This window comes from Rhodococcus sp. Leaf247 (assembly GCF_001426185.1).
Taxonomy (GTDB): Bacteria; Actinomycetota; Actinomycetes; order Mycobacteriales; family Mycobacteriaceae; genus Rhodococcoides.
The window spans coordinates 1,376,876-1,399,985 of sequence record NZ_LMRP01000001.1; the positions used below are offsets into that span (position 1 = coordinate 1,376,876).

Annotated in this window: 23 protein-coding genes and 1 tRNA gene; 12 read left to right on the forward strand and 12 right to left on the reverse strand. The window is 65.8% G+C overall.

Annotation, left to right across the window (positions count from 1 at the left end):
- Positions 1 to 16 precede the first annotated feature (16 nt).
- The 5 genes from ASG64_RS06530 to ASG64_RS06550 form a co-directional block, all read right to left on the reverse strand.
- The gene (locus ASG64_RS06530; protein ID WP_056071256.1) at positions 17 to 796 is read right to left on the reverse strand and encodes a ThuA domain-containing protein; all 780 of its coding nucleotides are present in this window, start codon (positions 794 to 796) and stop codon (positions 17 to 19) included.
- Between the two features lie 36 nt (positions 797 to 832).
- A complete protein-coding gene (lpdA, locus tag ASG64_RS06535; protein WP_056071259.1) occupies positions 833 to 2,233 on the reverse strand; it encodes a dihydrolipoyl dehydrogenase in 1,401 nt (466 codons plus the stop codon).
- An 8-nt stretch (positions 2,234 to 2,241) separates the two neighbouring features.
- Complete coding sequence (locus tag ASG64_RS06540; RefSeq protein WP_056071261.1) at positions 2,242 to 3,003, reverse strand: SDR family NAD(P)-dependent oxidoreductase; 762 nt, start codon at positions 3,001 to 3,003, stop codon at positions 2,242 to 2,244.
- Between the two features lie 35 nt (positions 3,004 to 3,038).
- Positions 3,039 to 3,746 carry a histidine phosphatase family protein gene (locus ASG64_RS06545; RefSeq protein ID WP_056071264.1) on the reverse strand — a complete coding sequence of 236 codons (708 nt, stop codon included), beginning with the start codon at positions 3,744 to 3,746 and terminating at the stop codon, positions 3,039 to 3,041.
- Between the two features lie 109 nt (positions 3,747 to 3,855).
- A complete protein-coding gene (locus ASG64_RS06550; RefSeq protein WP_056071265.1) occupies positions 3,856 to 4,497 on the reverse strand; it encodes a TetR/AcrR family transcriptional regulator in 642 nt (213 codons plus the stop codon).
- A 69-nt stretch (positions 4,498 to 4,566) separates the two neighbouring features.
- On the opposite strand from ASG64_RS06550, the gene ASG64_RS06555 reads away from it, so the two are divergent.
- From ASG64_RS06555 to ASG64_RS06585, 7 genes are all read left to right on the forward strand, one after another.
- On the forward strand, positions 4,567 to 5,352 hold the full coding sequence (locus ASG64_RS06555; RefSeq protein ID WP_056071268.1) for a TetR/AcrR family transcriptional regulator: 786 nt from the start codon (positions 4,567 to 4,569) through the stop codon (positions 5,350 to 5,352).
- 66 nt (positions 5,353 to 5,418) lie between these two features.
- A complete protein-coding gene (locus tag ASG64_RS06560; RefSeq protein WP_056072829.1) occupies positions 5,419 to 6,162 on the forward strand; it encodes a ThuA domain-containing protein in 744 nt (247 codons plus the stop codon).
- 113 nt (positions 6,163 to 6,275) lie between these two features.
- The gene (locus ASG64_RS06565) at positions 6,276 to 6,581 is read left to right on the forward strand and encodes a hypothetical protein (RefSeq protein WP_056071271.1); all 306 of its coding nucleotides are present in this window, start codon (positions 6,276 to 6,278) and stop codon (positions 6,579 to 6,581) included.
- Positions 6,578 to 7,960, forward strand: a complete 1,383-nt coding sequence (locus tag ASG64_RS06570; protein WP_056071275.1) for an aromatic ring-hydroxylating oxygenase subunit alpha — start codon at positions 6,578 to 6,580, stop codon at positions 7,958 to 7,960. Before ASG64_RS06565 ends, ASG64_RS06570 begins: the two co-directional genes overlap by 4 nt.
- 1,912 nt (positions 7,961 to 9,872) lie before the next feature.
- Positions 9,873 to 10,391, forward strand: coding sequence for a restriction endonuclease (locus ASG64_RS22025; RefSeq protein WP_042574318.1), 519 nt, complete (start codon positions 9,873 to 9,875; stop codon positions 10,389 to 10,391).
- Positions 10,369 to 10,887, forward strand: a complete 519-nt coding sequence (locus tag ASG64_RS22030) for a helicase-related protein (RefSeq protein ID WP_042574317.1) — start codon at positions 10,369 to 10,371, stop codon at positions 10,885 to 10,887. Before ASG64_RS22025 ends, ASG64_RS22030 begins: the two co-directional genes overlap by 23 nt.
- 1 nt (position 10,888) lies before the next feature.
- Positions 10,889 to 12,949 (forward strand): heavy metal translocating P-type ATPase, encoded by a 2,061-nt coding sequence (locus ASG64_RS06585; RefSeq protein WP_082518146.1) that lies wholly within the window; start codon positions 10,889 to 10,891, stop codon positions 12,947 to 12,949.
- Positions 12,950 to 13,051: 102 nt separating this feature from the next.
- Here the strand turns inward: ASG64_RS06585 and ASG64_RS06590 are convergent, their stop codons facing one another.
- Complete coding sequence (locus ASG64_RS06590) at positions 13,052 to 13,687, reverse strand: DUF305 domain-containing protein (RefSeq protein ID WP_042574315.1); 636 nt, start codon at positions 13,685 to 13,687, stop codon at positions 13,052 to 13,054.
- Between the two features lie 84 nt (positions 13,688 to 13,771).
- Positions 13,772 to 14,200: a hypothetical protein gene (locus tag ASG64_RS21770; protein WP_162245349.1), complete on the reverse strand. Its 429-nt coding sequence runs from the start codon at positions 14,198 to 14,200 to the stop codon at positions 13,772 to 13,774.
- Between the two features lie 96 nt (positions 14,201 to 14,296).
- Between ASG64_RS21770 and ASG64_RS21140 the strand changes: the two genes are divergently transcribed.
- The 4 genes from ASG64_RS21140 to ASG64_RS21490 all read left to right on the forward strand — a co-directional run bounded on the left by ASG64_RS21140 (position 14,297) and on the right by ASG64_RS21490 (position 17,449).
- Entirely contained in the window at positions 14,297 to 14,623 is a 327-nt protein-coding gene (locus tag ASG64_RS21140) for a hypothetical protein (protein WP_371829995.1), read from the forward strand.
- 278 nt (positions 14,624 to 14,901) lie between these two features.
- Positions 14,902 to 15,807: a LysR family transcriptional regulator gene (locus ASG64_RS06605; RefSeq protein WP_229746301.1), complete on the forward strand. Its 906-nt coding sequence runs from the start codon at positions 14,902 to 14,904 to the stop codon at positions 15,805 to 15,807.
- A 69-nt stretch (positions 15,808 to 15,876) separates the two neighbouring features.
- Positions 15,877 to 17,049 carry a TDT family transporter gene (locus ASG64_RS06610; RefSeq protein ID WP_082043007.1) on the forward strand — a complete coding sequence of 391 codons (1,173 nt, stop codon included), beginning with the start codon at positions 15,877 to 15,879 and terminating at the stop codon, positions 17,047 to 17,049.
- A gap of 247 nt (positions 17,050 to 17,296) precedes the next feature.
- A complete protein-coding gene (locus ASG64_RS21490) occupies positions 17,297 to 17,449 on the forward strand; it encodes a hypothetical protein (protein ID WP_156148856.1) in 153 nt (50 codons plus the stop codon).
- 28 nt (positions 17,450 to 17,477) lie between these two features.
- Here ASG64_RS21490 and ASG64_RS06615 read toward each other — a convergent pair whose 3' ends face one another.
- The 3 genes from ASG64_RS06615 to ASG64_RS06625 form a co-directional block, all read right to left on the reverse strand.
- Entirely contained in the window at positions 17,478 to 18,113 is a 636-nt protein-coding gene (locus ASG64_RS06615) for a uracil-DNA glycosylase (protein ID WP_162245516.1), read from the reverse strand.
- Between the two features lie 419 nt (positions 18,114 to 18,532).
- A tRNA-Thr gene (locus tag ASG64_RS06620) sits at positions 18,533 to 18,604 on the reverse strand.
- Positions 18,605 to 18,629: 25 nt separating this feature from the next.
- Positions 18,630 to 19,769, reverse strand: a complete 1,140-nt coding sequence (locus ASG64_RS06625) for a GGDEF domain-containing protein (protein ID WP_056071289.1) — start codon at positions 19,767 to 19,769, stop codon at positions 18,630 to 18,632.
- A gap of 244 nt (positions 19,770 to 20,013) precedes the next feature.
- Here ASG64_RS06625 and ASG64_RS06630 point away from each other — a divergent pair, with 244 nt between their 5' ends.
- Positions 20,014 to 21,483, forward strand: coding sequence for a threonine/serine ThrE exporter family protein (locus ASG64_RS06630; protein ID WP_442970492.1), 1,470 nt, complete (start codon positions 20,014 to 20,016; stop codon positions 21,481 to 21,483).
- 3 nt (positions 21,484 to 21,486) lie between these two features.
- On the opposite strand, the gene ASG64_RS06635 is transcribed toward ASG64_RS06630, so the two are convergent.
- Both ASG64_RS06635 and ASG64_RS06640 read right to left on the reverse strand, forming a co-directional pair.
- A complete protein-coding gene (locus ASG64_RS06635) occupies positions 21,487 to 21,735 on the reverse strand; it encodes an MbtH family protein (RefSeq protein ID WP_027506921.1) in 249 nt (82 codons plus the stop codon).
- Positions 21,732 to 23,102 carry a lysine N(6)-hydroxylase/L-ornithine N(5)-oxygenase family protein gene (locus ASG64_RS06640; protein ID WP_056071292.1) on the reverse strand — a complete coding sequence of 457 codons (1,371 nt, stop codon included), beginning with the start codon at positions 23,100 to 23,102 and terminating at the stop codon, positions 21,732 to 21,734. Before ASG64_RS06640 ends, ASG64_RS06635 begins: the two co-directional genes overlap by 4 nt.
- Positions 23,103 to 23,110: the final 8 nt, after the last annotated feature.

A 23,110-nucleotide genomic window follows, 5' to 3' on the forward strand; every position in this document is an offset into this window, starting at 1 on the left:
CATCATCTGAACGAGCTCAGTGGTGGGCCGTCATCTCTCCGGTGACGGCCCACGACAGGCACCGCTCGAAGACGGTACGGAACTCAGGAACGGTCCAGCTCCCCCGGTCGACTCGACCCAGATCGTCGATGCCGAGATCCTGAACGTCGAACCGGCCCCGGCAGTGCCCCAACGTGAAGTAGCAGACCGTTCCGTCGCCGTGGTCCTTCAAGTACAACACCGGCCGCGGCTCGTCCTCGGTGGTGTGTCCCTCGGCGAATCCTGTGGACTCACCGACGAAGCGAGTGTGGGCCAGCACGTGAACCGGCGGATGGAGTTCGCTGACGTAGAGCTCGTCGGTGACCTCGAACGGGTCGATGCCGACGACGAACGGGTGCTCGGGTTCGGTGACCTCGACCGTGTACGGGGCGATCGGCGGGTGCCCGAGGAACTGGCTTCCCAGCACACCGGCCAGCTCACCCAAAGTCCGCGGAGTCACGTACTTGCTCGGCGATCCGGGCGGAGTCCGGTCGATCGCCGAGTTGGTGCCGTGCAATGCCAGCCACCGGCCACCGCGAGAGACGAACGCTGCCAACGCTTTCTGCTGCTCGCCGGTCGGCACCCGATTGCAGGTGTAGGTGACCAGCAGATCGGCCGAGTCGAGGGCGTCGAGGCAGTCGTAGTCCTCGAACACTCTGGTGCGGACCTGTTCGTGCTCACCCAGAGCCGAAAGCAGTTGCAGCCGAGCGTAATCGAAATCGTGCCACTGCCCGCCGCACACCACGACCGCGTCGAGCCGGCCTGCAGGTCCCGCCATCCAATCCTCTTCTCAGCGATCAGTCTCGTTCGGTGATCAGCCGTGCGCGTGCAGCGCTTTGCCGGCCAGGGCCAGGTGCGCTTCGCCCAACGCCTCCGCCTGAGTGGGGTGCGCGTGCACATGCTGGGCGACGTCACCTGCGGTCGCTTCCCAGTTGTAGATGAGCTGCGCTTCCCCGATGAGCTCTCCGACGCGAGCGCCGACGAGGTGGATGCCCACCACCGGTCCGTCCGGGCCGGCCTGGACAAGCTTGACACCCCCGGCCGTGCGGAGGATGCGGCTCTTGCCGTTGCCGCCGAGGTCGTAGATCACGGTCTCGACGTCGCCGTACTCCGCTGCCGCTTCGCTCTCCGTCAACCCGACGGACGCGACCTCGGGGTTGGAGTACGTGACTCGCGGAATTCCTTTGTCCACCACGGGTGTGCAGTCCAGCCCGGCGAGTTGCTCGGCCACGAGGATGCCCTGAGCGAAGCCGCGGTGGGCAAGCTGTGGGCCCGCCACGATGTCGCCGACGGCGAACACGCCCGGCACGGATGTCTGCAACCACTCGTCGGTGACCACGAACCCGCGATCGAGGTCGACGCCCGCTTCGGCGAAGCCCATGTCCACGGTCCGCGGTCCACGGCCGACGGCCACCAGCATGAGGTCGGCGTCGATGGTGGATCCGTCTGCGAGTTCGACGTGCACTCCTCCGCCTGCTCGTTCGGAGACGGCGCTGAACGACGTCTTTGTCTTCAGCACCATCCCGCGTTTGCGGAACGCCCGTTCGATCTGTTTCGACGTCCACGGGTCCTCGGTCGGCAGCAGCGTGGGCGCCGCCTCGACGATGGTCACCTGTGCGCCCAGCGATGACCAGACGCTCGCGAACTCGCACCCGATCACTCCGCCGCCGAGGACGATGACGCTGTCCGGGACGGTGTCGAGTTCCAGGGCTCGGTCGCTGGTCACGACCGAACCACCGATGTCGAGGCTCGGCAATGATTTCGACTGCGAGCCGGTCGCGAGGACGAGCGCTTCGCCGCGATAGGTGGCGACACCACCGTCGGCGAGTTCGACCTCGACGGTGCGGTCACCGACGACGCGGCCACGCCCGGCGACGAGCTCGATCTCGCGGGAGGCGACGAGGCCTTGCAACCCGCGGTACAGGCCGGCGATCACGTCGTCCTTGTAGCTGTTCACCGCGCTCATGTCGATACCGTCGAGGGTCGCCTTGATGCCGAAAGTCGGAGCCTCGCGGACGGAATCGGCGATTTCGGCCGCGTGCAGGAGCGCCTTGGTCGGAATGCATCCGTTGTGCAGGCAGGTACCACCGAGTTTGTCGGCCTCGATCAGGATCACCGACATGCCCAGTTGCGCAGCCCGCAACGCGCAGGCGTAGCCGCCCGATCCGCCGCCGAGGATCACCAGGTCGGCTGAGCCGGCCACTTCGGATGTCATGTCGGGACTCAGAAATCGAAGCGGTTGGTGAAGCCGCCGTCGACCACCATGTTGATGCCGGTGACGTGTCCCGCGGCGGGCGAGGACAGGAACGTCACTGCGTTCGCGACGTCCTGTGCGGCACCGAGTTTGCCCAGCGACGCCGACTCCAGCGCGGCCTCGTACAGTGCGGGACGACTCGTCTGGATGGTCTCCCAGGCGCCACCCTCGAAGAAGATGGGGCCGGGCGACACGGCGTTCACTCGAATACCCTTGGGCCCGAGTGCACGAGCCTGCGCCGACGAGTGTTGCAGTACAGCAGCTTTGAGTGCGCCGTAGCTGTTGGCGGTGGTGATCGGACCGGCTTCGAGCGCAGACGTGGTGCTGATGGTGACCACGGATGCCGAGGTACTGGCCTCGAGATGGGGGGCGGCCGATTCGATGAAGTTGACCAGGCTCATGAGGTCGACGTTGAAGCTGTTCAGCCACGCCTGCGGGCCCTTGCCGGTAGCGGCGGAGGCGTTGACCACGACGATGTCGATGCCACCGAGAGCCTCGGCGGCGGCGTCGACGAACGACTTCACGGCGTCGGCGTCGCCGACGTCGACCGACTTGTGGAAAACCGTTCCGAGTTCGGACAGTTCGGCGGCCACCTCGTTCAGGTGCTCCTCACCGCGAGCGCACACACCGACCGACGCGCCTTCGACGAGCAGCGTGCGGGCGATCGCGAGGCCGATGCCGCGACTGGCACCACTGACGATGGCGCGCTTGCCTTTGAGATCGAGATCCATCTGAAGACTCCTTGATCGGTGTTCAACTGCAGGACTTAGAGATTCATGGCTCCGACGGACGTCTGGAAGTCGAGTACATGAGAGAAATCGTTGACCGACTGGACCGCTCGGCGCGTGTCCGCACCTCGGACCACGCTGATCGAGGTGTGGTGGACTCGAACCGGCATGTCCAGACCGCTGCCCAGAGCGTCGGCGAGCACGGCGTTGATGACGCCGCCGTGACAGGTCACCACCACCCGCTCGCCGGGATGAGCGTCGACGATCGCGGCGATCTGCCCGAGCACACGGGCGCGGAACTCCGCCCCGTCCTCGGCGTAGGGGAACGCGTCGTATCGGCGCGTCCTGATGTGCTCGCGAAAGATCGTGGCGATCTCGTCGTGCGGCAGGGCGTCGAACGGACTGCGGTCGGCGGGGAACTTCTGCCAGGGCTCGTACTCGGTGAGGTCGTCCCGCACCACGGGGACGAGTCCGTGTCGATCGGCGATCTCCGTTCCGGTGCGGAGTGCACGACGGAGCGGCGAGCTGTAGACGGCGTCGACCCGAGAGGTGGCCAATCGCTGCGCCACAGCTTGCACCTGGCGTTCGCCGAGGTCGGACAACGGTGGGTCCACGGTCTCACCGGCACTGAGTTCCTTGCTCAGCGCCTGCTCACCGTGACGGACCAGTACCAGTTCGCACAATCCGGTCAGCGGCGCGAACGGGTTGTCGAGGTCGATGGACCGGGCGCGCGACTGGTTGAGCATGGAGCCAAGTCAACCACAAACTGTCGTCGGTCTAAAGATACTTCTACAAAGTCGCTGTTCGGCGGTCTGCCGGTGGCGACTTAGTGGTGTTCGGCTTCAGCAGTATGTGTCACAGACTGGAGATGTCAGCGGCCAGTCCCCGCACTTCTTCGGAGAACCTCCGGCGGCCGAGATTGGCAAGGACGGTGTCCTCGGTGAGCCAGGACGACACCGAGACCTCGAGCAGACTCGACAGCGCAGTCGCGGCGGCAGCTTGTTTGGCCCGAGTCGTGATGCCGCTCCGGGTGCGCAACTCGGCGGTGAAGACGTTGAGCATCGTCAGACGCACTTCCCGGCGAAGGGACTCGATCGACAGGCTCCATCCCGGCGAGCGCACGAAGTACACGAGCGACGCGGCGCGATGCTGGTCCGTCCACTCCAGCAATCGAACGATGATGTCGCCCAGAGAAGCGTCCGCATCGTTCTCGACCTCCGCACGAAGCTCGTCGAGCAACCCGTCCGCATAGAGCCGCAGCCCGCCGAGCAGAACCTCGTCTTTCGACGGGTAGTGGTAGTAGACGGCGGCAGAGGTCATCTGTGCCTCGGCGGCGATGTCGGCAACCGTGACGTCCTCGATGGACCGGACCGAGTACAGGTGCATGGCCGCGTCGACCACGACCTCACGCCGCGACGGGCGATGCGCGGCTCGCTTCCCACCCTTGCTCGTCGGGGTCGCCGCAGTGCGTCTCGGCGCCACTCCCTTGCCTGCCATGCACTAGATCATGACACCCGCCGCTCTTTTCAGGTGTCGCGACGTACACCAGCGAGTAACTTGGGGTCCGTGCCACGACGAAGCGCTGGAGAACTCGAGGAGCCGACCGGAGAAACACTCTCCGGCTGGGATTCGCTGCCCGCAGCCGACGACGATCCGGTCGTTGCGGTCTCGTCGGGTCCTGCCGACCCGGACGACGACGAGAGCGACGTCGCGACGCCCGCCGAGCCCGCGGCGCCGAAGGGCTCCGCCCACCGGCCGTCGCGCCGGCACCTCATCGTCAAAGCCGCTGTCCGCGTGTTCTCGCGTAAAGGGTTCGCAGAAACGTCGATTCAGGAGATCGCCGAGGCGGCGGGCATGGTCCCGACCGCCGTCTACTACCACTTCGCCAGCAAGGAAGAGCTGTTCGAGAGCGCCCTCGGGTATGCGATGGACGCCAGCTCCGCCGCCGCTCAGCAGGCCCGGCCGGACGACGCCGAGGCCGACGCCGAGACGTTCAAGAGCGTCATCGACGCCGTGTGGGATTGGACGGCTCAACACCCGAACGCGGCGCGGATGCTGTTTCTGCAGATGGCCGGCGGCGCCACCCCCGGGACTCGCCTTCTGACGAAGGAGTACGAGGACCGGCACATCCGGCGCGCGTTCGACTACTTCCCGGTTGCGGAGACACCGGCCAACAAGCGGTCCGCGGCAGCGCAACAGGCCGCGCGGTCGTTGCGGGTGCGGACGATGATCGCCACGACCATCGCCATTCAGCCGCTGCGCATCGAGGGTGGGCCGTTGTCCAGCATTTCGGTACCTCGACTGCGGGCGGCGACCACCGAGGTGTGCTCGAAGATGATCGAAGGCCGCTGAACTACCCCTCCCGTCGAGTAACTTGACTGCATCACCAGTTGAATTTCTTCGATGGGACACCCGTTCATGCGTATTGCGGCATTCACCGGTGGGCATTCGTTCGATCGCGATGCCTTCGCCGACTTCCTCGACTCGCTGCCCGGTGACGTGACCTGGCACGAACAACCGGACGCGGATCTCGGCCCGGACGACCTGGGGCAGTACGACGTCTCGTTGCACTACGACATGCCCGGCACCCTGCCCACCCCGACCGACCCACCGGAGGCTGTTCGCGCTGCGGTCGCGGCCGCACCGAACAGCGGACACGGGTACGTGGTGCTGCATCACGCGATCGCCTCGTGGGCCGGCTGGGGCGAGTGGGCCGAGTTCGTGGGTGGCCGATACCTCTACCGGCCAGGCGTCGTCCGCGGCGTCCACTGCCCGGACTCCGGCTACCGACACGCGGTTCCGCAGACGATCACCGTGGCCGACCCCACCCACCCGATCGTCGACGGCATCCCGGCGTCGTTCGACATCGTCGACGAGACCTATCTGTGCGAAATCTTCGAGGACGACGTCACTCCCCTGCTGCGCACCGACGCGGAGATGACCGACGCCGTGCACTGGTCGACAGCATTGGCCATGGCCGGTCGTCGCGACGAGCGTGCGGGTTGGACCCACCGGCCCGGATCCCAGCTGGTCGGGTGGACCAAGACCAACGGACGCAGCCGGCTCGCGTACCTGCAGCCCGGCGACAAAGCGCCCACCCTGTCCGATCCCATGTACCGCCGACTGGTGGCGGGAGCGCTCCGGTGGGCTGCACGCACTTGACCCTAGTTTTTGGAGTCAACGTAAAGAAAAGTGTGCTCGCTGTCACTGTTCGCTGCTACAGTTAGTGCATACGGCACCAAGTAAGGGCGTTGCCCCGTTCCAAGGAGATTGCGATGCGACAGATCAAGCATCCGATGAGCCACGCTATCTACGAATTCGATGACGACTTCAACGTTCTGGTCACCGACCGCCACGGCAAGACCGGAACGTTCGATCCCGAGGGCCGCTACCTACACGGCGACGTGAAAGCCGTCGACCCCGAGATGGCCCGCTGGGTCGGTCTCGGTCCGCGAGAACCCGTGCCGATCACGCAGAACCGTCGCTTCATGGGCGCCGCGAAACTGCTCGAGAAGATGCAGTCCGACAAGTTGGCTGAAGATGCCCGCGCCATCACGCTCGAACAGGGAGGCAAGCTGTGACCAACATCGAGGAACGCCCCGCCGCGGACGCCGGGTTCATCGAGAACGGCGTTGGCTACCAACGACTCCTGGACACCGACACCCACCCCGTGCCCGACATTCTGCGCATCGAGTCGCACGAGATGTACGAGGACCAGAACTTCGTCCCGGTCTCGCGCTACATCAGCCGCAAGTACCACGAACTCGAGCGGGACCGAGTTTGGTACAAGGTGTGGCAGATGGCGTGCCGCGAGGAAGAGATCCCCGAGCCGGGCGACACCCTGGTCTACGAGATCTGCGAGAAGTCCATCCTCCTGGTGCGCGGCAAGGACATGGGCATCCGGGCCTTCTACAACTCCTGCCTGCACCGCGGACGCACACTCCGCGAAGAGGACGGGCCAGCCGGCAACGAGCTGCGCTGCCCGTTCCACGGCTTCGCCTGGAACTTCGACGGATCGCTGAAGTCGATGACCTGCGCGTGGGATTTCCCGCAGGTGGACCAGGGCAAGATGGACCTTCCGCAGGTCAAGGTGGACACCTGGGGCGGCTTCGTCTTCATCAACATGGATCCGACGTCCGAATCGCTGGACAGCTTTCTCGGCGACCTCGGAAAGCACTTCGAGGCATGGCCGTTGGAGGACCGCTACATCCAGGCCCACGTCGCACAGGTGATCCAGGCGAACTGGAAGATCGCGCAGGAAGCGTTCTCCGAGGCGTTCCACGTCATCACCACGCATCCGCAACGCGTCGTCGGCACCGGTGACTCCAACAGCCAGTACGACAGTTGGGGCAACTTCAACCGCGGCATCACCGCCAACGGCGTGCCCAGTCCGCATATCAATTTCGTGCCCTCCGAGCAGGAGATGTTCGACTCCATGGTCGACGCTCGCATCGACGAGGACCCGATGGTGACGCTGCCCGACGGCGTCTCCGCTCGGGAGATGTCGGGCATGCTCGCCCGCGAAGGACTGCGCGACATTATCGGAGATGTCAAGGCTGACAACATGTCCGATGCCGAGTCGCTCGACAGCGTGTACTACACCGTGTTCCCGAACTTCCACCCGTGGGGCGCGTACCAGCGCATCGTCTACCGGTTCCGCCCCAACGGCGACAACCACGAGACGTCGATCATGGACGTCTACTTGCTCGCACCGTTCAAGGGCGAACGTCCGAAGCCGGCCAAGACCCAGTGGCTCGAGCCGGAGCAGTCCTGGTTGGAAGCAACGGTTCTCGGTAGCTCGGCGCGCGTGTTCGATCAGGATGCCTTCAACATGCCGAAGGTGCACAAGGGACTCAAGTCCGCGCAGTCGAAGACATTGCCGCTGGCTCGTTACCAGGAAGTGAAGATCCGGCACATCCACCACCTGCTCGCCAAGTGGATCGGCGAAGAGGCGGATTGAATTTTGAGTTTCGGGTGGAGCCGAAGGTCCCGGTCGGTCTCACGGTGGCGGTCGAATCATCACCGATGCCGATGCCGATGCTGTCGTTATTCCGCTGTTCACTTCACCCGATGAGAATGTGAAGGACTCGCGACTCGCGACTGGACGTCCCTGAGAAGAACCGAATCGCCGACGATTCGTCCCACCGCTCCGAACATCTCGGCGTCGCGGCCGGTTCAAGCGACGGCGGCTCCGGGCACACTGTCGTGGCCCACCGCACCTACGGAAGTGCATCGTGCCCGTCATCGTCGGGCGTCAACCCCGCAGTCGGATCCGGCACGGGGGACGACAACACGTGGGGACAGGTCGGTGGGGTCGCTCGCCGTGACATTGTCCGTGCAGCGAGTAACGAAATGCGGGGAGCGACGGGTGTAGGCGGACCGGCACATCCACGCACCTGACGGACACAGCTTCTTCCCGCGTGGGCGCACCCTCAGCGCCGATGCGTCAGCGGACATGCCCGGCAGTTCGTAGTGGACGTCAGGTGACGCGACTTGGTCGCGAAGCGTGCGCACGTTCCCATCGCAGTCGCCGTGGCGGTGGGCACGCCTGCGTTCTCGGTAGCCCCGATGGGCTGCGTGTTCCGGCCCATCGGTGGCCGGACTCGAGGGTCCTGCGGCAGTGCTGTCATCCGAATCCCGGCGGTACCGTCCGTCGACGTCATCGACTAGAAGTTCCCCGCCGGTGCGGGTGTCTCGAACGCGGGAAGTGCCCGTCGGGACACTGCTAACCACGAGGGCGCGACTGCGAAGGACTGGCGGCAGCCCCCGCCAGCGCAGCGCCTCGTCGAGATCGGTGCTGCTCCATAGCGCTGTCACAAGTTGTTCACGCCCGGCGGACCGGGGAGAACGATGCTCGACGGTGTACACGTACGGCTTGACGCGAAACGCACTGCTGTGTGATCGAGCCTGCCAAACCAGGCGTGTCGGTGAGCGAGCTGCGGTCTGTCCACCCGAGTCCGCGCACGTCCACGTCGCTCGTCAACACGGCGCGAGCGAGTGGGCTTCGTCCGGAGGAATCCCCAGAGGTCCACCGACCGTCGTGGACACTTCTGCACAGACGTTCACCCCCGGCCCCTGACGTCCACCCGAGTCCACCGAACGAGTTCTGAATGAGTTGTGACAACTCGTGACACCGAGCGAAATTTCGGCAGTTTTCGCAGGTGACCGGACGCCCCTGGACCGTGGCGGACCTGCACGGACGAATCGCTGAAGTCGTGAAACGAGAGGTCAGATCAGGCTATTTAGGAGCATTCGTGCTGGTCAGAGGCATATCAAGAGCCTCCTTTCGGGATTGAACCGAAGACCGCTCGCTTACAAGAATTCGACGACACGATCAGGTGGATTCACCTGGACTCACGAAACCCGTCGTGAACTACTCCTTTGTCCATAACCGTCCGCCCCGGTCCACCTCCGTCCGTCCCGACTTGTGACACTCTCGTGACACCGAGAATCCCCTACGTCGAACTCGACTAGTCCGTATTACCCTGGTGGACATCGTATCTCGTTGATCGACAAAGCAGCAGACGCGGGTCCAGCCGCATGACAGTTGCGGCCACGCGTCAATGAGTCGCGACTCGGCTTCACGATCGCGTCACTAGCAAACGCGGCTGAACGAAGGCCCACACCGGCCGAGTGCAATGCGTGGGAACGACCTCACCTCCGAGGACAACCCGCCAAGCTCGACCGGAGGTCTGCCGGAGCCGCAGAGGACGCTCGTCGGAAGCACTCGCGCCAGCTCACTCAACTAGTTTGATCCGCGCAACTCCTGGGTGGTGTGGCGCAGGATCTGCGCCCTAACGGTCCCGAGGAGTCATTCGAGTAGTTACGCGAGGGCGACAAACCAGTCGGTACGGCCAGCTGAAGTTCTCGGAATGGGCACATTCGCTGCCCTTTACGACACCTGCTCCGAAAACAATCACATCCGAGGCAGGCAGTTCGAGCGCATCTGCAAGTGGTACCTCGAGAACGACCCGTACTACCGACACACGGTTCGGGAGGTTTGGCTGTGGGATGACTGGGATCACAGGTGGGGCAGCGACGCCGGCATCGACCTCGTGGTCGAGGACAGTGTCGGGAAGGCCTGGGCGGTGCAGGTTAAGGCGTACAGCCCCGATCACGCCGTCACGAAGCGCGACGTCGACAAGGTCCTCTCCGAGTCGTCGAGGAAGTGGTTCGACTATCGCCTTCTCATCGCTACCACGGACCGGTTACACCACAGCCGGATCGGGCTGGCCGAAGCCATGCGCAAATATGACCTCCGCCGGGTCATCGCTTCCATTCGCGGGTGCTGCGAGCACAGAGATTCGCCGCCGAGATGCCCGACGTTCTCGACTGGATGCCTGCAGAAGAACGACCGTCCGGAACATTGTGACCGGGTTCGCCTCCGGTGATATGTCGTCCGTTGAACGCCACGTGAAGCTTCAGCGTCTCCGCCAACTCGACGACGACGAACGCGGCGTGCTGGCCAACGCCAGATGGCTCGCCGAGGGCGTCGACGTCCCCACCCTCGACGGTGTCGCCTTCATCGACCCACGAGGCTCGGAGGTCGACATCGTTCAGGCGGTCGGGCGGGCAATCCGGTTGGCCGAGAGCAAAACCGTCGGCACCATCGTGATCCCGGTGTTCATCGATACTGCCGCAGAAGGGTGCGGAATCGCGTCAGCTGCACGATCCGATGCGTGCAGGAACCGAGACCGAGTGAGACGGCACACCTTCCCACAGCCGACCGAGCGGCGTATGGTCTTGACTACATACCCCCTGGGGGTATCGACGCGGAGCAGGACACAGCGGGTAGCCGACCGCAGCGATGCGATTGACTACGGCACGTCCGAATCTCCGACCGGTACAGGGCATCGCACAGCAACACCTTTGAAATTGAGGAATTGACATGATCGAGTCATCACCGGCCACCGTCCGGACGGACAGTTCGCACGATCACGACCATCACGACATGGCCGGCGGCCACGGAGGCCACGGCGATCATGCAGGCCAGTTCCGCAGGTTGTTCTGGGTGATGGTCGTCTTGGCGGTTCCGGTGATCGCAGCGTCGGACATGTTCGCGATGATCCTCGGGTATTCACTTCCGCACAGCTCCTGGATCGGGTGGGTGTCCCCCGTGCTGGGCACAGTCATGTTCGTGTGGGGTGGCTCCCCGTTCCTCACCGGTGCCGTCAGCGAGATACGCGGCCGCACACCGGGAATGATGCTGCTGATCGCGTTGGCGATCACCGTCGCGTTCGTCTCGTCTCTCGGTGCGAGTGTCGGTCTACTCGATCATCAGCTCGACTTCTGGTGGGAGCTGGCACTGCTGATCGTGATCATGCTGCTGGGGCACTGGATCGAAATGCGCTCACTCGCGCAGACGACGTCGGCCCTGGACTCGCTGGCCGCGCTGCTCCCCGACACCGCGGAGCGGGTCGACGCCGATGGTGAGGTGACCGTCGTGGATCCGGCGCAACTGCAGGTCGATGACGTGGTGGTCGTGCGCCCCGGCGGCCGGGTCCCGGCCGACGGTGTCGTCGTCTCAGGGGCCGCGAGCATGGATGAGTCGATGATCACCGGCGAGTCCCGCACCGTGCGCCGCAGCGACGGGGACACCGTCGTCGCCGGCACTGTCGCCACCGACTCCGGGATCCGCGTGAGGGTGTCCGCCATCGGCGAGGACACCACCCTCGCCGGCATCCGGCGCCTGGTCAGCGACGCGCAGAACTCGACGTCGCGGGCGCAGCGGATCGCGGACATCGCCGCGGCGTGGCTGTTCTGGTTCGCCCTCGGCGCCGCCGTTCTCACCGCGGCCGCCTGGACCCTCCTCGGCTCCCCCGACGACGCGGTCGTCCGCACGATCACCGTCCTGGTCATCGCCTGCCCCCACGCGCTGGGCCTGGCGATTCCGTTGGTGGTGTCCATCGCGACCGAACGTGCCGCACGCGGCGGCGTCCTGATCAAGGACCGCCTCGCGCTGGAGTCGATGCGCACCGTCGACACCGTGCTGTTCGACAAGACCGGCACTCTCACCCGCGGCGAACCCGCCGTCACCGACGTCGAGGCCGTGGACGGGCGCACCGTCGAGGAGGTTCTGGCGCTGGCGGCAGCTGCGGAAGCGGATTCCGAGCACCCGTTGGCACGCGCGATCGTCGCCGCTGCTGAGGGCCGTCGGCTCGATATCCCGTCTGCGCAGGACTTCCGGTCCTCACCTGCGGTCGGGGTGTCCGCGGTCGTCGACGGCGCCGCCGTACGGGTGGGTGGTCCGGCGATGCTCGAGCAGGAGCGCCGGGCCGAGCTCGGTGTGGCCGATCGGTGGCGGCGGGACGGGGCGATCATCCTGCATGTCGTCGCCGACGGCGCCGTGATCGGAGCGCTGAAACTGGCCGACGAGATCCGCCCCGAGTCCCGCGCCGCGGTGGCCGATCTGCACGCCCAGCGGGTGCAGGTGGTCATGATCACCGGCGACGCCGACGCGGTCGCCGCCTCGGTCGCCGGTGAGCTCGGTATCGACCGCTACTTCGCCGGGGTGCGCCCGGAGGACAAAGCGCAGCGGGTGGCGGACCTGCAGGACGAGGGCAGGAAGGTCGCGATGGTCGGTGACGGTGTCAACGACGCCCCCGCCCTCGCCCGCGCCGACGTCGGCATCGCCATCGGTGCAGGCACGGATGTGGCGATCGCGTCCGCGGGGGTGATCCTCGCCAGTGACGACCCCCGCTCGGTGCTGTCGGTGGTCGATCTCTCCCGCGCTGCGTACCGGAAGATGAAGCAGAACCTGTGGTGGGCCGCCGGATACAACCTGCTCTCCGTGCCCTTGGCGGCCGGTGTGCTCGCACCCATCGGGTTCGTACTCCCGATGTCCGTGGGAGCGATTCTGATGTCCCTGTCGACGATCATCGTCGCCGCCAACGCCCAACTGCTCCGTCGACTCGACCTCCGGCCCGGCACTGGTACCCCGCGGGACTGACCTGCGGCCCTCCGATACGACGCAGCCCCGCACCGACATCGGTGCGGGGCTACGTCGTTCGTCGAGCAGGACCCGAAACTGCGGTACCGGCCGGGTTCTCGGTCAGCCCAAGAGCTGCTGCATGCGGGAGATCTCGGCGTTCTGCGTCTCGACGATGGTGCGGGCCATCGCGACCGCGTCCGTGTTGGAGCCGTCGGCGATCTCCTTCTCTGCCATCGCGACCGCGCCCTGGTGGTGGGCGATCATCATCGTCAGCCACTGGCGGTCGAAGTCAGCACCCGACGCGGCCATCAGCGAGTCCATGTCCTGTGGAGTCATCATCCCGCTGCCCGATCCGTGGTCCATACCCTCCATCGAGCTCGCGTCCGACGACGGCGCCGGCTGACCCCACTGCACCAACCACGACGTCAACTGCTCCATCTCGGGTTTCTGGGCGGCGGCGATCTCCCCTGCCAGGGCGACGATCTCCGGGTTCGTCGTGCGCCCGTCGACCATGGTGGCCATCTCGACGGCCTGCGCGTGATGGGGATACATCATCGACGCGAACATGACATCGGCGTCGGTGAAGTTCGCTGCGGGATCCGCGGACTGCGCCGACGAGGACTCCATCGAGGTGGACGAGCCCATCGAGTGGCCCTCCATCGACGTGCCCGATCCGTCGTCGCTACACCCTGCGAGGAGGGCGATGCCGACCGCCGCGGCGGCGAGGACGGTGGTTGTTCTTCTGTTGATGCGCATGGAAGTACTCCTGAGGTGTGACGAACGAGAGACGAGGTGGATCTGCCTGCGATCCGCCGGAGCACCGTGGCCCCGGACTCCCCGTCACACCCGAAGAAATACCGACTTGTCCAGTGAGTACACCGCCCACGGGGGCGCACGACCTGCCCGAGCCACGATCGCGACAACACGGTCGGACGCGGTGTCCAGTGTCGGCATGGACTCGGCGGTCACGGTCGGCACCGACATCGCAGGGAAAGACGTGACCGTCCCGATGCACGGATGCACCATGTCGTGACCGCTCGGGCACGGCACGTGCGCCGCCGCCGTCTCGGCGTCGACGGTGTGTGTGTCAGCAGAGTGATGGGCGACCACGCTGTTCGGCTGCCCTGGTGCGGGCATCGCGTCATGGGCCGCGGCGGTGGGGACGGGCAGGGTCGTGTGCATCAGCACCACGCCGAGCGCGATCAGAACCGTCCGAAGCACCGAGAGCGCAGACGAGGCCGACGATCGTCGCCGAGCACCGTCACGCACGTTGCCACCGTACCAAGCAATACCCCCTACGGGTATCACCGAGGCCGAAGGCAGATCCTGACGCGCCGCCGACTCGGCACACAGATCATGGATGTCATGGCCGCGGCGATGGTGCCGGTCATGATGGCCACTCTTGCCGTCGTCGTGGCGTCGCAGATCGACGCAGTCCGCTCCGAAGGCTCCCAGCTGATTGCCGCGGTGCCGATCTTCGCGGTGCCGATCTTCGTAGCGTTCCTGGTCATCATGGCGGTTGTCGGATGGGCGACGGCCAGAGTGACCCGCCAGGACGTCCCGGATGCTCGGGCCTCGACCTTCTCCGGCGCCACCCGATTTCGTTGGTCGTACTGCCGCTGGCGCTCGCGCTGCCACCAGCACTGTCTCTTGCTGCCGTGGTCGTGGTGTCGCAGACACTGGTGGAGCTGATCGGAATGGTCGCCTACGTCCGACTCATCCCCTGCCTTGTCCCAGCTCACGCTGCGAGAGCACCGGTGAAGTTCGAAACAACTCGCACGAACCAAGGCAATCCCGGGTGACGAGAATTGGATAAGTGCAGGTGGCGTCAGTGAGGGTGAACGAACCACGGGATCCAGTGCCGCGACCCCGTTCCACTTCCCGCGAGCACTGAGCTCGAATGGGGACTTTCCCGTCAAACGCGCCCGTGGCCCCGTGCCCACTACGATCGCAGTCTCTACGCTGGCACCGTGCCCCTGCCGACCCATGTGACCGACCTGATCAGCTACGAATTATTGCTGTCCGTCGCCGAGCTGGGAAGCATCGGACGCGCAGGGGCTGCGCATGGCATGTCGCAGCCAGCGGCGAGCGCACGCCTGAAAGCACTCGAAAGCCGCGTCGGGGCAGCACTCCTGCATCGCGGGCAGCGAGGTGCCACCCTCACCGCAACCGGCGAACTGGTCGCCGGCTGGGCCGAGCGCGTCATCGCCGAAGCCGCCGAGCTCGCCACGAGCATCGCAATGCTGCGCACCGACCGCCACAGCCACATTCGTATCGCCGCGAGCCTCACCATCGCCGAATACCTCATACCGCGATGGCTCATCACACTGCGCTCCCACGACACTTCCATCACACCGACTCTCACCTCCGGAAACTCTGTCGACGTAGCCGCATCGGTGCTCGACGGCCGCGCCGACATCGGATTCGTCGAAAGCCCCGATCTGCCCAGCGGACTCCACTCGAAGGACGTTGCCCGCGACGAACTCGTCGTCGTCGTCGCCCCCGATCATCAATGGGTTCGACGAACGATCACGGCGAGCGAACTGGCCGCGACACCGCTGGTCACCCGCGAACCCGGGTCCGGCACACGTCTCGCGCTCGAACGTGCGCTCCGGACTGCAGGCCCACTCGCCGCGCCACTGCTCGAGGTGTCCTCCACCACTGCCATCAAAGCTGCCGTCATCGGCGGCCTCGCACCGGCCGTACTCAGCTCCCTCGCGGTATCCGCCGAGATCGCCGCCGGAACACTGGCCCGCGTTCACACAGAGGGGCTCGACCTGCGCCGGTTCCTGCGTGCCGTGTGGCCCGCGGGCCGTGAACTGCGAGGACCGTCGAGCGACCTGCTCGTCGTCGCCCTCAGATCCCCGCAGTCATAACCTGAGGTTGGGACCGGCCAGGTAATCGGTGTCTACCGGTGACGACTGTGTGCGAGGACGCTGGAAGTCATGACCACGACAGCTCTGCACCGCTCCTCCATCACGTCTCGGCGCGGCGACGATACCGAGCGGCCGCGCAAGTGGCCGGTGCTCTCCGACCTCGACCACCCGAGCCAGATCTTCGAACACATCACCCCCAACTGGTTCGCCTCGGTCATGGGCACCGGTATCGTCGCCAACGCCGCCGCCACCCTGCCCGCCCACATCCCCGGACTGCACGTGTTCGCAACGATCGTGTGGATCGCAGCGTCGGTCGCCTTGATCACACTCTCCGGTGCCTTCGCAGTGCACTGGATCCGACACCGGCAGTATGCGCGTGAGCACGCCGCGCATCCGGTGATGGTGCAGTTCTACGGCGCACCCCCCATGGCGCTGCTGACCGTCGGTGCCGGGACGATGCTGCTGGGCAAAGACGTCATCGGAGCGGTGCCCGCAACCGTGATCTTTGCCGTCCTGTGGACCGCTGGCACAGCCCTCGGGCTGATCACCAGCATTCTCGTGCCCTACCTGATGATCACCGCCCACGATCACCAGACCGCCGTCGCACTCCCGGCGTGGTTGATGCCCGTCGTACCGCCGATGGTGTCCGCCTCCACCGGTGCGCTGCTGCTCCCTCATATCGCGGACGGGCAATGGCGCCTGGCCATGCTGTCCGGTTGCTACGCGATGTTCGGGCTGTCACTGATCATCGGAATGCTGACCATGACGCTCATCTACGGACGGCTCGTCCACGGCGGAATCCCGCCGGTCCAGGCAGCACCGACGGTGTGGATCACCCTCGGCATGATCGGTCAATCGATCACCGCCGCGAACCTGCTCGGCAACGATGCACCCTTGGTGTTCACCGGCGAGACCGCCTCCGTCGCAACCGGCCTGCACGTGTTCGGCATTCTGTACGGACTGATCATGGGCGGCTTCGGCGTCTTGATGTTCATCCTCGCAACCGCCCTCACCATCCATGCCGCCCAGAAGGGACTGACATTCTCACTGACCTGGTGGTCGTTCACCTTCCCCATCGGCACGTGCGTCACCGGTGCCACTGCCCTCGGCGGCACTCTGGGGTCGGCCGCGGTCGAGGCCCTTGCAATCGGACTGTATGCGGCCTTGCTCGCAGCCTGGGGCACAGTCGCCGCCCACACTCTCCGCGGCAGCGTCCAAGGAAAAATTTTTCAACCCAGCTGAACCGACCGCGGGTAGTACCCACTCGGAACGCTGATACCGAACGAACGGCGTCGATCGATGAACACACCGAATGCAGACACACCGACTTCCGATACCCCGAGACGGGGCCGCCGCGGACGCATCTGGGCACGAGTCACCGAAAATTATCTGGCCTGGCTGTTGCTGATGGCGGGAACAGCTGCTGCGGGGCCCTTCTCACTGCCCTCGCCGGCGGGAGGGCTGGACCGTCGTCGCAGCGATCGCGACAGTGGTGCTGTTCGCGGGATGTTGGTTCTCCTATCGAGACGGTGCACGCCGGGGTGTCGCCGAACAACACATTGTCCAGTACCACCCCGACAGCCCGGACGAGGTGATCGACATCGACACCAACACCGGCGAACGCCAGCCCCACCAGGACTGACCGGTCGGAGGCAGCAGCACGATCCGCCCTACCTCAGCACAGTGCGGGGTTCAGGTGCCTTCTCCAGGTGCGTTGCGACCGACAGTGCTGCGTTGATCAACCGCTGGCGAGCAGCCGCCGGTGCGTGTGCGTTGCGAGCCGAGGGGTGCGGTGCCGCAATCACCGGGAGGAGGCGGGTGGGAGCAGATGCAGTGATGACGCGCATGTAGCCATCGAGAGCCTTCGCACCGAGAACGAAAACCACCTCCAGTTTCGGCAGCAAGGCCATGAGCTCGCCGACATATGGGCCCGCCTCACCGAGAACGGATGCCGTCGGCGATACCGGATGACCGGCGTCGTCGAGCACTGCCCACGGCACAATATTCCACTTGACGCACTGCACCCGGTCGATACCCGCGTCGGCGAACACCGATTTCAGCACGGGGTTCGTTCGATCTGGATTGTCGAACGAACACATGTTGGTCCCGCCCGGACGCATCGTCTTCGGCCCCGGAGACTCCAACAGCACCAGACAGCGAGCCGCGTCACCGCCGTCGTCGGGATCGAACAGTGGAATGGACCGTGCAGTGTCGATCCTCCATCGCAACACCGACGCATTGAGTGACCGGACCGGGGCATCGTGCGCTCGGGCATGCTTTCCGGACCACACGTCATCATCTGTCATACCGCCGCACTCACTGCTGACCACGCCACACGCACTGCTGGCCATGGGGAAACGCACCGTGAGCCGTAGACGCCAGCTCTCGGTGGCTCGCCTCGACGACCACTGCTGAGCGTTCGACGACTCCGCTGCCTGAACACACCTGTCAGATAACCACGACAGGTCGTGTGATGCCTGTTGTACCCGTCTTCTCATCGACTTCGATTCCAGATCGGGTCGGTTAGGGTACCCGCGTCCACCGAACGAGTTACGGATGAGTTGTGACAAGTCGTGACATCGAGCCGGATTTCGGTAGTTTTCGCAGGTGGCCGGACGGCCCTGGACCGTGGCGGACCTGCACGGACGTACCCGGGGGAAGTCGTGAAACGAGAGGTCAGATCAGGCTATTTCGGAGCATTCGTGCTGGTCAGAGGCATATCGAGAGCCTCCTTTCGGGATTGAACCGAAGACCGCTCGCTTACAAGGCGAGTGCTCTACCACTGAGCTAAGGAGGCATGCCCGGCGTACCGGGCGCCACCATCATAACGAGAGGCCTTCCTGCCGACGCCCGCCCACCCCGTCGGTTCCGGAGCCGGCGACGCTGACCCTGTTCCCGCCTTGCCGCTTGGCCTCGTACATGGCGGTGTCGGCGCGGTCGAGCAGGCTGTTGAGCATCACGGCGGTGTCGCCGCGCGCCGTCGACAACGGTATGGATGCCACCCCGATCGAAGCCGAGATGGGGGTCGCGTCGTCGTCTCGATGAATGGCGTGCAGGAGGGCATGGGCGACCGCCGGCCCCCTCGATTCGTCGCCGACGACGACCACCAGGAATTCCTCGCCGCCGATGCGGGCGGACACGGCGTCGAACGACACCCGCCCGATGCGTGCGGCCGCGCGGCGGAGAACGTCGTCTCCGATGGTGTGGCCGAAGCGGTCGTTGACCGACTTGAACGCATCGAGGTCGAGGCAGATCGCGGACACGACGGTCACGTCGTCGGCCGGGATGAGCCGCGCGGTCCGGACCATGGATTCGACGTCCACGAGCATCCCCCGGCGGTTTCGCAGGCCGGTCAACTGGTCGTAGAAGGCACGGGCCGCGTCGTCACGCAGTGCCGTGAAGAAGAAGTGGTTGAGGGAGGACGCCGCGAACAGGATCACGAGGACGGTGATGAGCGTGGACACCGCGGCGGACAGCGTCACGGTGGTGTCGACCACCAGGCGGGTGAACAGGCACAGCGCGACACCGAGAGCCAGCAGCTCGTGAGCCAGGAACACTCGTACGCCGTGGAAGGCGTTGGCGTAGTTGCCGACGGTGACCAGCAGGGCGGCCGACATCACGACGATCTGCGAGGGCGAGAGCGCGAGAAGCACAGAGGCGATGCTGAGATCGGCGATGACGACGAAGCGCAGCGACCACTCTTCTGTGAAGAAGTGGCCGCGTGCCCACGCCACGCCGAGCACCACCGACACGATCGTGCCGACGATGAACACCCACCGCGGTCCGTCCGCTTCGCCGGAGGACAGCGAGGTCACCAGGTCCGCAGTGGTCTTCCCCGCGACGAGAAAGCACGCCGCGGCAATGAGGTAGGGCGCCGTCCGCAGGTAGGCGTGGGTCCGGTGATAATTGGCGACCCACGCGTAGTCGATCTCGGACGACCACCACTCGCGGAGAACACGCACTCGAACCAGCCTTGCATCGTGACGGACAACGGTGACGGGGGTCCCCACTCCGTCGCCTCGAATGGTATGCACGCAATGCCCAGTCGACATCATCAATGCCGGATAATGGCCCATAAACTGTGGTTTCCACGGTCTTCACGACTGTTTCCGCAGATGCCACCTCGTGCAGGGCACCCGGGGTCACCCGGTACCTTCGTCCTCGAACCACCGGACACGACAGCGGACCGAGAGAGGTATGAGCTTCCTGCAGGGCTTCACATCGACGTTACGACGCATGACGGGCGAACGACGCGCCATCGTCGACACCCCGGCGGGCGCACCCAGTCCGCTCCAGCCCATCGACCTCATGGACGACGCCAGTGTCGCCGAGGTGCTCGACCTCGCCGTTCGCGTCGGTGAGGTGACGCTGGCGGCCGGTACGGGTGCTATCGACACCGCGGCCCAGGTGCAGTTCATCGCCTCGACGTACGGCCTGTCGCGCTGCGACGTGGACGTCACGTACAACTCGATCGTCATCAGCGCCTACCGGGGGCCGACGCTGCCGCCGGCGAGCACGATGCGCATCGTCCACTACCGCTCGATGGACTTCACCCGCCTTGCCGACGTCGACGCCCTGGCCCGCAAGATCCGCATGGAGGTGCCGACGCCGGCCGCCGCTCTGGCCGAGCTCAAAGAGGTCATCACCGCACCCCACCCGTACAACCGGTGGATCGCCACGCTGGCATGGTCGGGAATGGCTGCCGCGATCTCGGTGCTCCTCGGCGGCGGTGTGCTCGTCGCGGCGGTGAGCTTCTTGACGACGATGGTGATCGACCGTGTCGGGCGCGTGCTGAACCGTGCCGGTCTGCCGTTCTTCTTCCAGCAGGTGGTGGGTGGGTTCATCGCCTCGGCGCCGGCGATCACGCTGTACAGCTTCCAGGATCAACTGGGTATCTCGATATCGCCGTCGCAGATCATCGCGGCCGGCGTGACGGTGCTGCTGTCGGGGTTGTCGCTGGTGGGCTCGGTGCAGGACGCCATCACGGGTGCACCCATCACCGCCGCCGCCCGATTCTTCGAGTTGTTGATGATGACGGGCGGCATCATCGCGGGCGTCGCGACGACGTTGCGACTGGCCGCGATGCTGGGCGCCGAACTGCCCATCCTGAGCAACGTCGCCCTTCCCGATATCGCGCAGGTGCCGACGAAGGTGCTGGCCGGCGCGTTCGCTGCCCTGTTCTACGCGCTGGCCTGCTACGCCGAGCGTAGGGGCCTCACGGCGGCGTTCATCGGCGGATTCGCCGGAGCCCTGGTGTTCCTCGTCGCGCAGCAGGTGGGCTTCGGGCCGGTGCTCTCGTCCGCGGTCGCCGCGACGGTGGTCGGGTTCGCGGGTGGTCTGATGGCACGCCGGGCGTTGATTCCGCCGCTGATCGTCGCCGTCGCCGGCATCACGCCGCTGCTTCCCGGCCTGTCGGTCTATCGAGGACTGTTCGCGCTGCTCAACGACCAGACATTGCTGGGACTGAGTGCTCTGCTGGCCGCCGTCGGTACCGGTGGTGCGCTCGCAGGAGGCGTCACGCTGGGCGAATGGGGCGCGCGGACGCTGCGCAGGCCCCGGATAGTCGAACGCACCGAGTCCCTGCGTCGACCCATCATGAGAATGGGCCGCGCGGACTCGGTGCGGTCGAAGCTTCCGATCAAGAACCGACGGCGAACCGAACGGGAGTGGAAGTAGAGATCAGGAAGGGTTCTCGACGCGGTGGCGACCCGCCGCGTCCTCTTCCATGGCCTCGCGGAGGCTGCGGGGACGCATGTCGGTCCAGTTCTTCTCGACGTACTCCAGGCACGCTGCGCGGCTCTCCTCGCCGAACACGACGCGCCAACCCTGGGGCACCTCGGCGAATGTGGGCCACAACGAGTGCTGATCCTCGTCGTTGACCAACACGTAGAAGCGTCCGTCTTCATCGTCGAACGGGTTGGTGCTCATCTTGCCTCGCTCACTGCAAAAGTCGGTGCCGGGCGATCCCGGCGGGCATTGTCCGTCTCGGCGCGGCTCGCCGCGTCGTCCGTCGAACCGCTGTCGACCCTAGCAAGGACCGCGGCTCCGGCACGCCTCGCAACGATCGAGTCGAGAATTTCTCCTGACCTGACGGCCACATTCGAGAGCAGTGACGACGTGATTCCGTGTGTCGTCTCCGTCCCTCCCTGCAGGTAGACGGCAGGTCCGTCCGACGTGTCTTCCCCGGACAGCAGCCGGTAATCCCGCGTGACGACGCGAGGAGCGTCGTCCGCCGGAGCGAGGTCGCCGAGCAGTGACCGCAGCGGGGCAGGCCGGAAGCCGGTCGCGAGGACCAGGGCGTCGCACACGAGCGTGTCGGCGATGCCGTCGATGGCGTCGCGCACTGTCACCTCGATGCCGTCGGCCGACTCGGCCACCGCCTCGATGGTCGAGGCGCGGCGCATGAACAGACGCCGGTGGCCGCTGACGCGCTCGGCGTACTCGGTGCGGTAGAGCTCCTCGATCAGCTCGAGGTCGACGACGGAGTAGTTGGTGCTGCGGTGCAGCGCGATGAGCCGCTCACGCTCGTGCGCGGGCGCCCGGTGCAGCTCGTCCACGGCAGAGGGATCGAAGATGCGGTTGGCGTAGGGGCTGTCGTCGGCGGGGCTGTAGCCGTACCGCGAGAAGACGCTGTGCACCTCGGCGTGCGGGTAGTGCGCGTGGAGGTACTGGACGACCTCCGCGGCGGACTGGCCCGCACCGAGAACCGCGAAGCGGCCGTGGGTGGGCTGGGGTAGCTCGGCCATCCGGGGCAGGAAGTCGTGGTTGTGGAAGCAGCGAGCCGACAGCTGCGCCCACTCGGGAACGCGCTGGGTCAGGCCGGCCCCGACCGCGACGTTGCGCGTCCGGACCACGGTGCCGTCGTCGCATCGCACGGTGAGGACGTCTCCGTCGGCGGCGATGTCGGTGACGGAGGTGCCGAAACGCACGTCGGCGTCGACGCGGTCGGCCGCCCAGCTGAGGTAGTCGTGGAACTCGTGACGCGTCGGGAAGAACGTCTGGTGGTTGACGAAGTCGACCAGGCGCCCCCGCTCGAACAGGTAGTTGAAGAACGTGAAGCCGCTGCGCGGATTGCGGAACGTCACCAGGTCCTTCGGGAAAGCGATCTGCATCGTCGCGCCGTCGAGAAGCATGCCGGGATGCCACCCGAAGCTGTCCTGTCGTTCGACGAACAGGGCGCGGACACGCTCACTCTCGGCACAGACGGCGTTGTGTTCCTCGATGGCGATGGCCAGCGCGAGGTTGGCGGGACCGAAGCCGACGCCGACAACGTCCATCATCTCTGGTGCGCTCATGTCCGCGA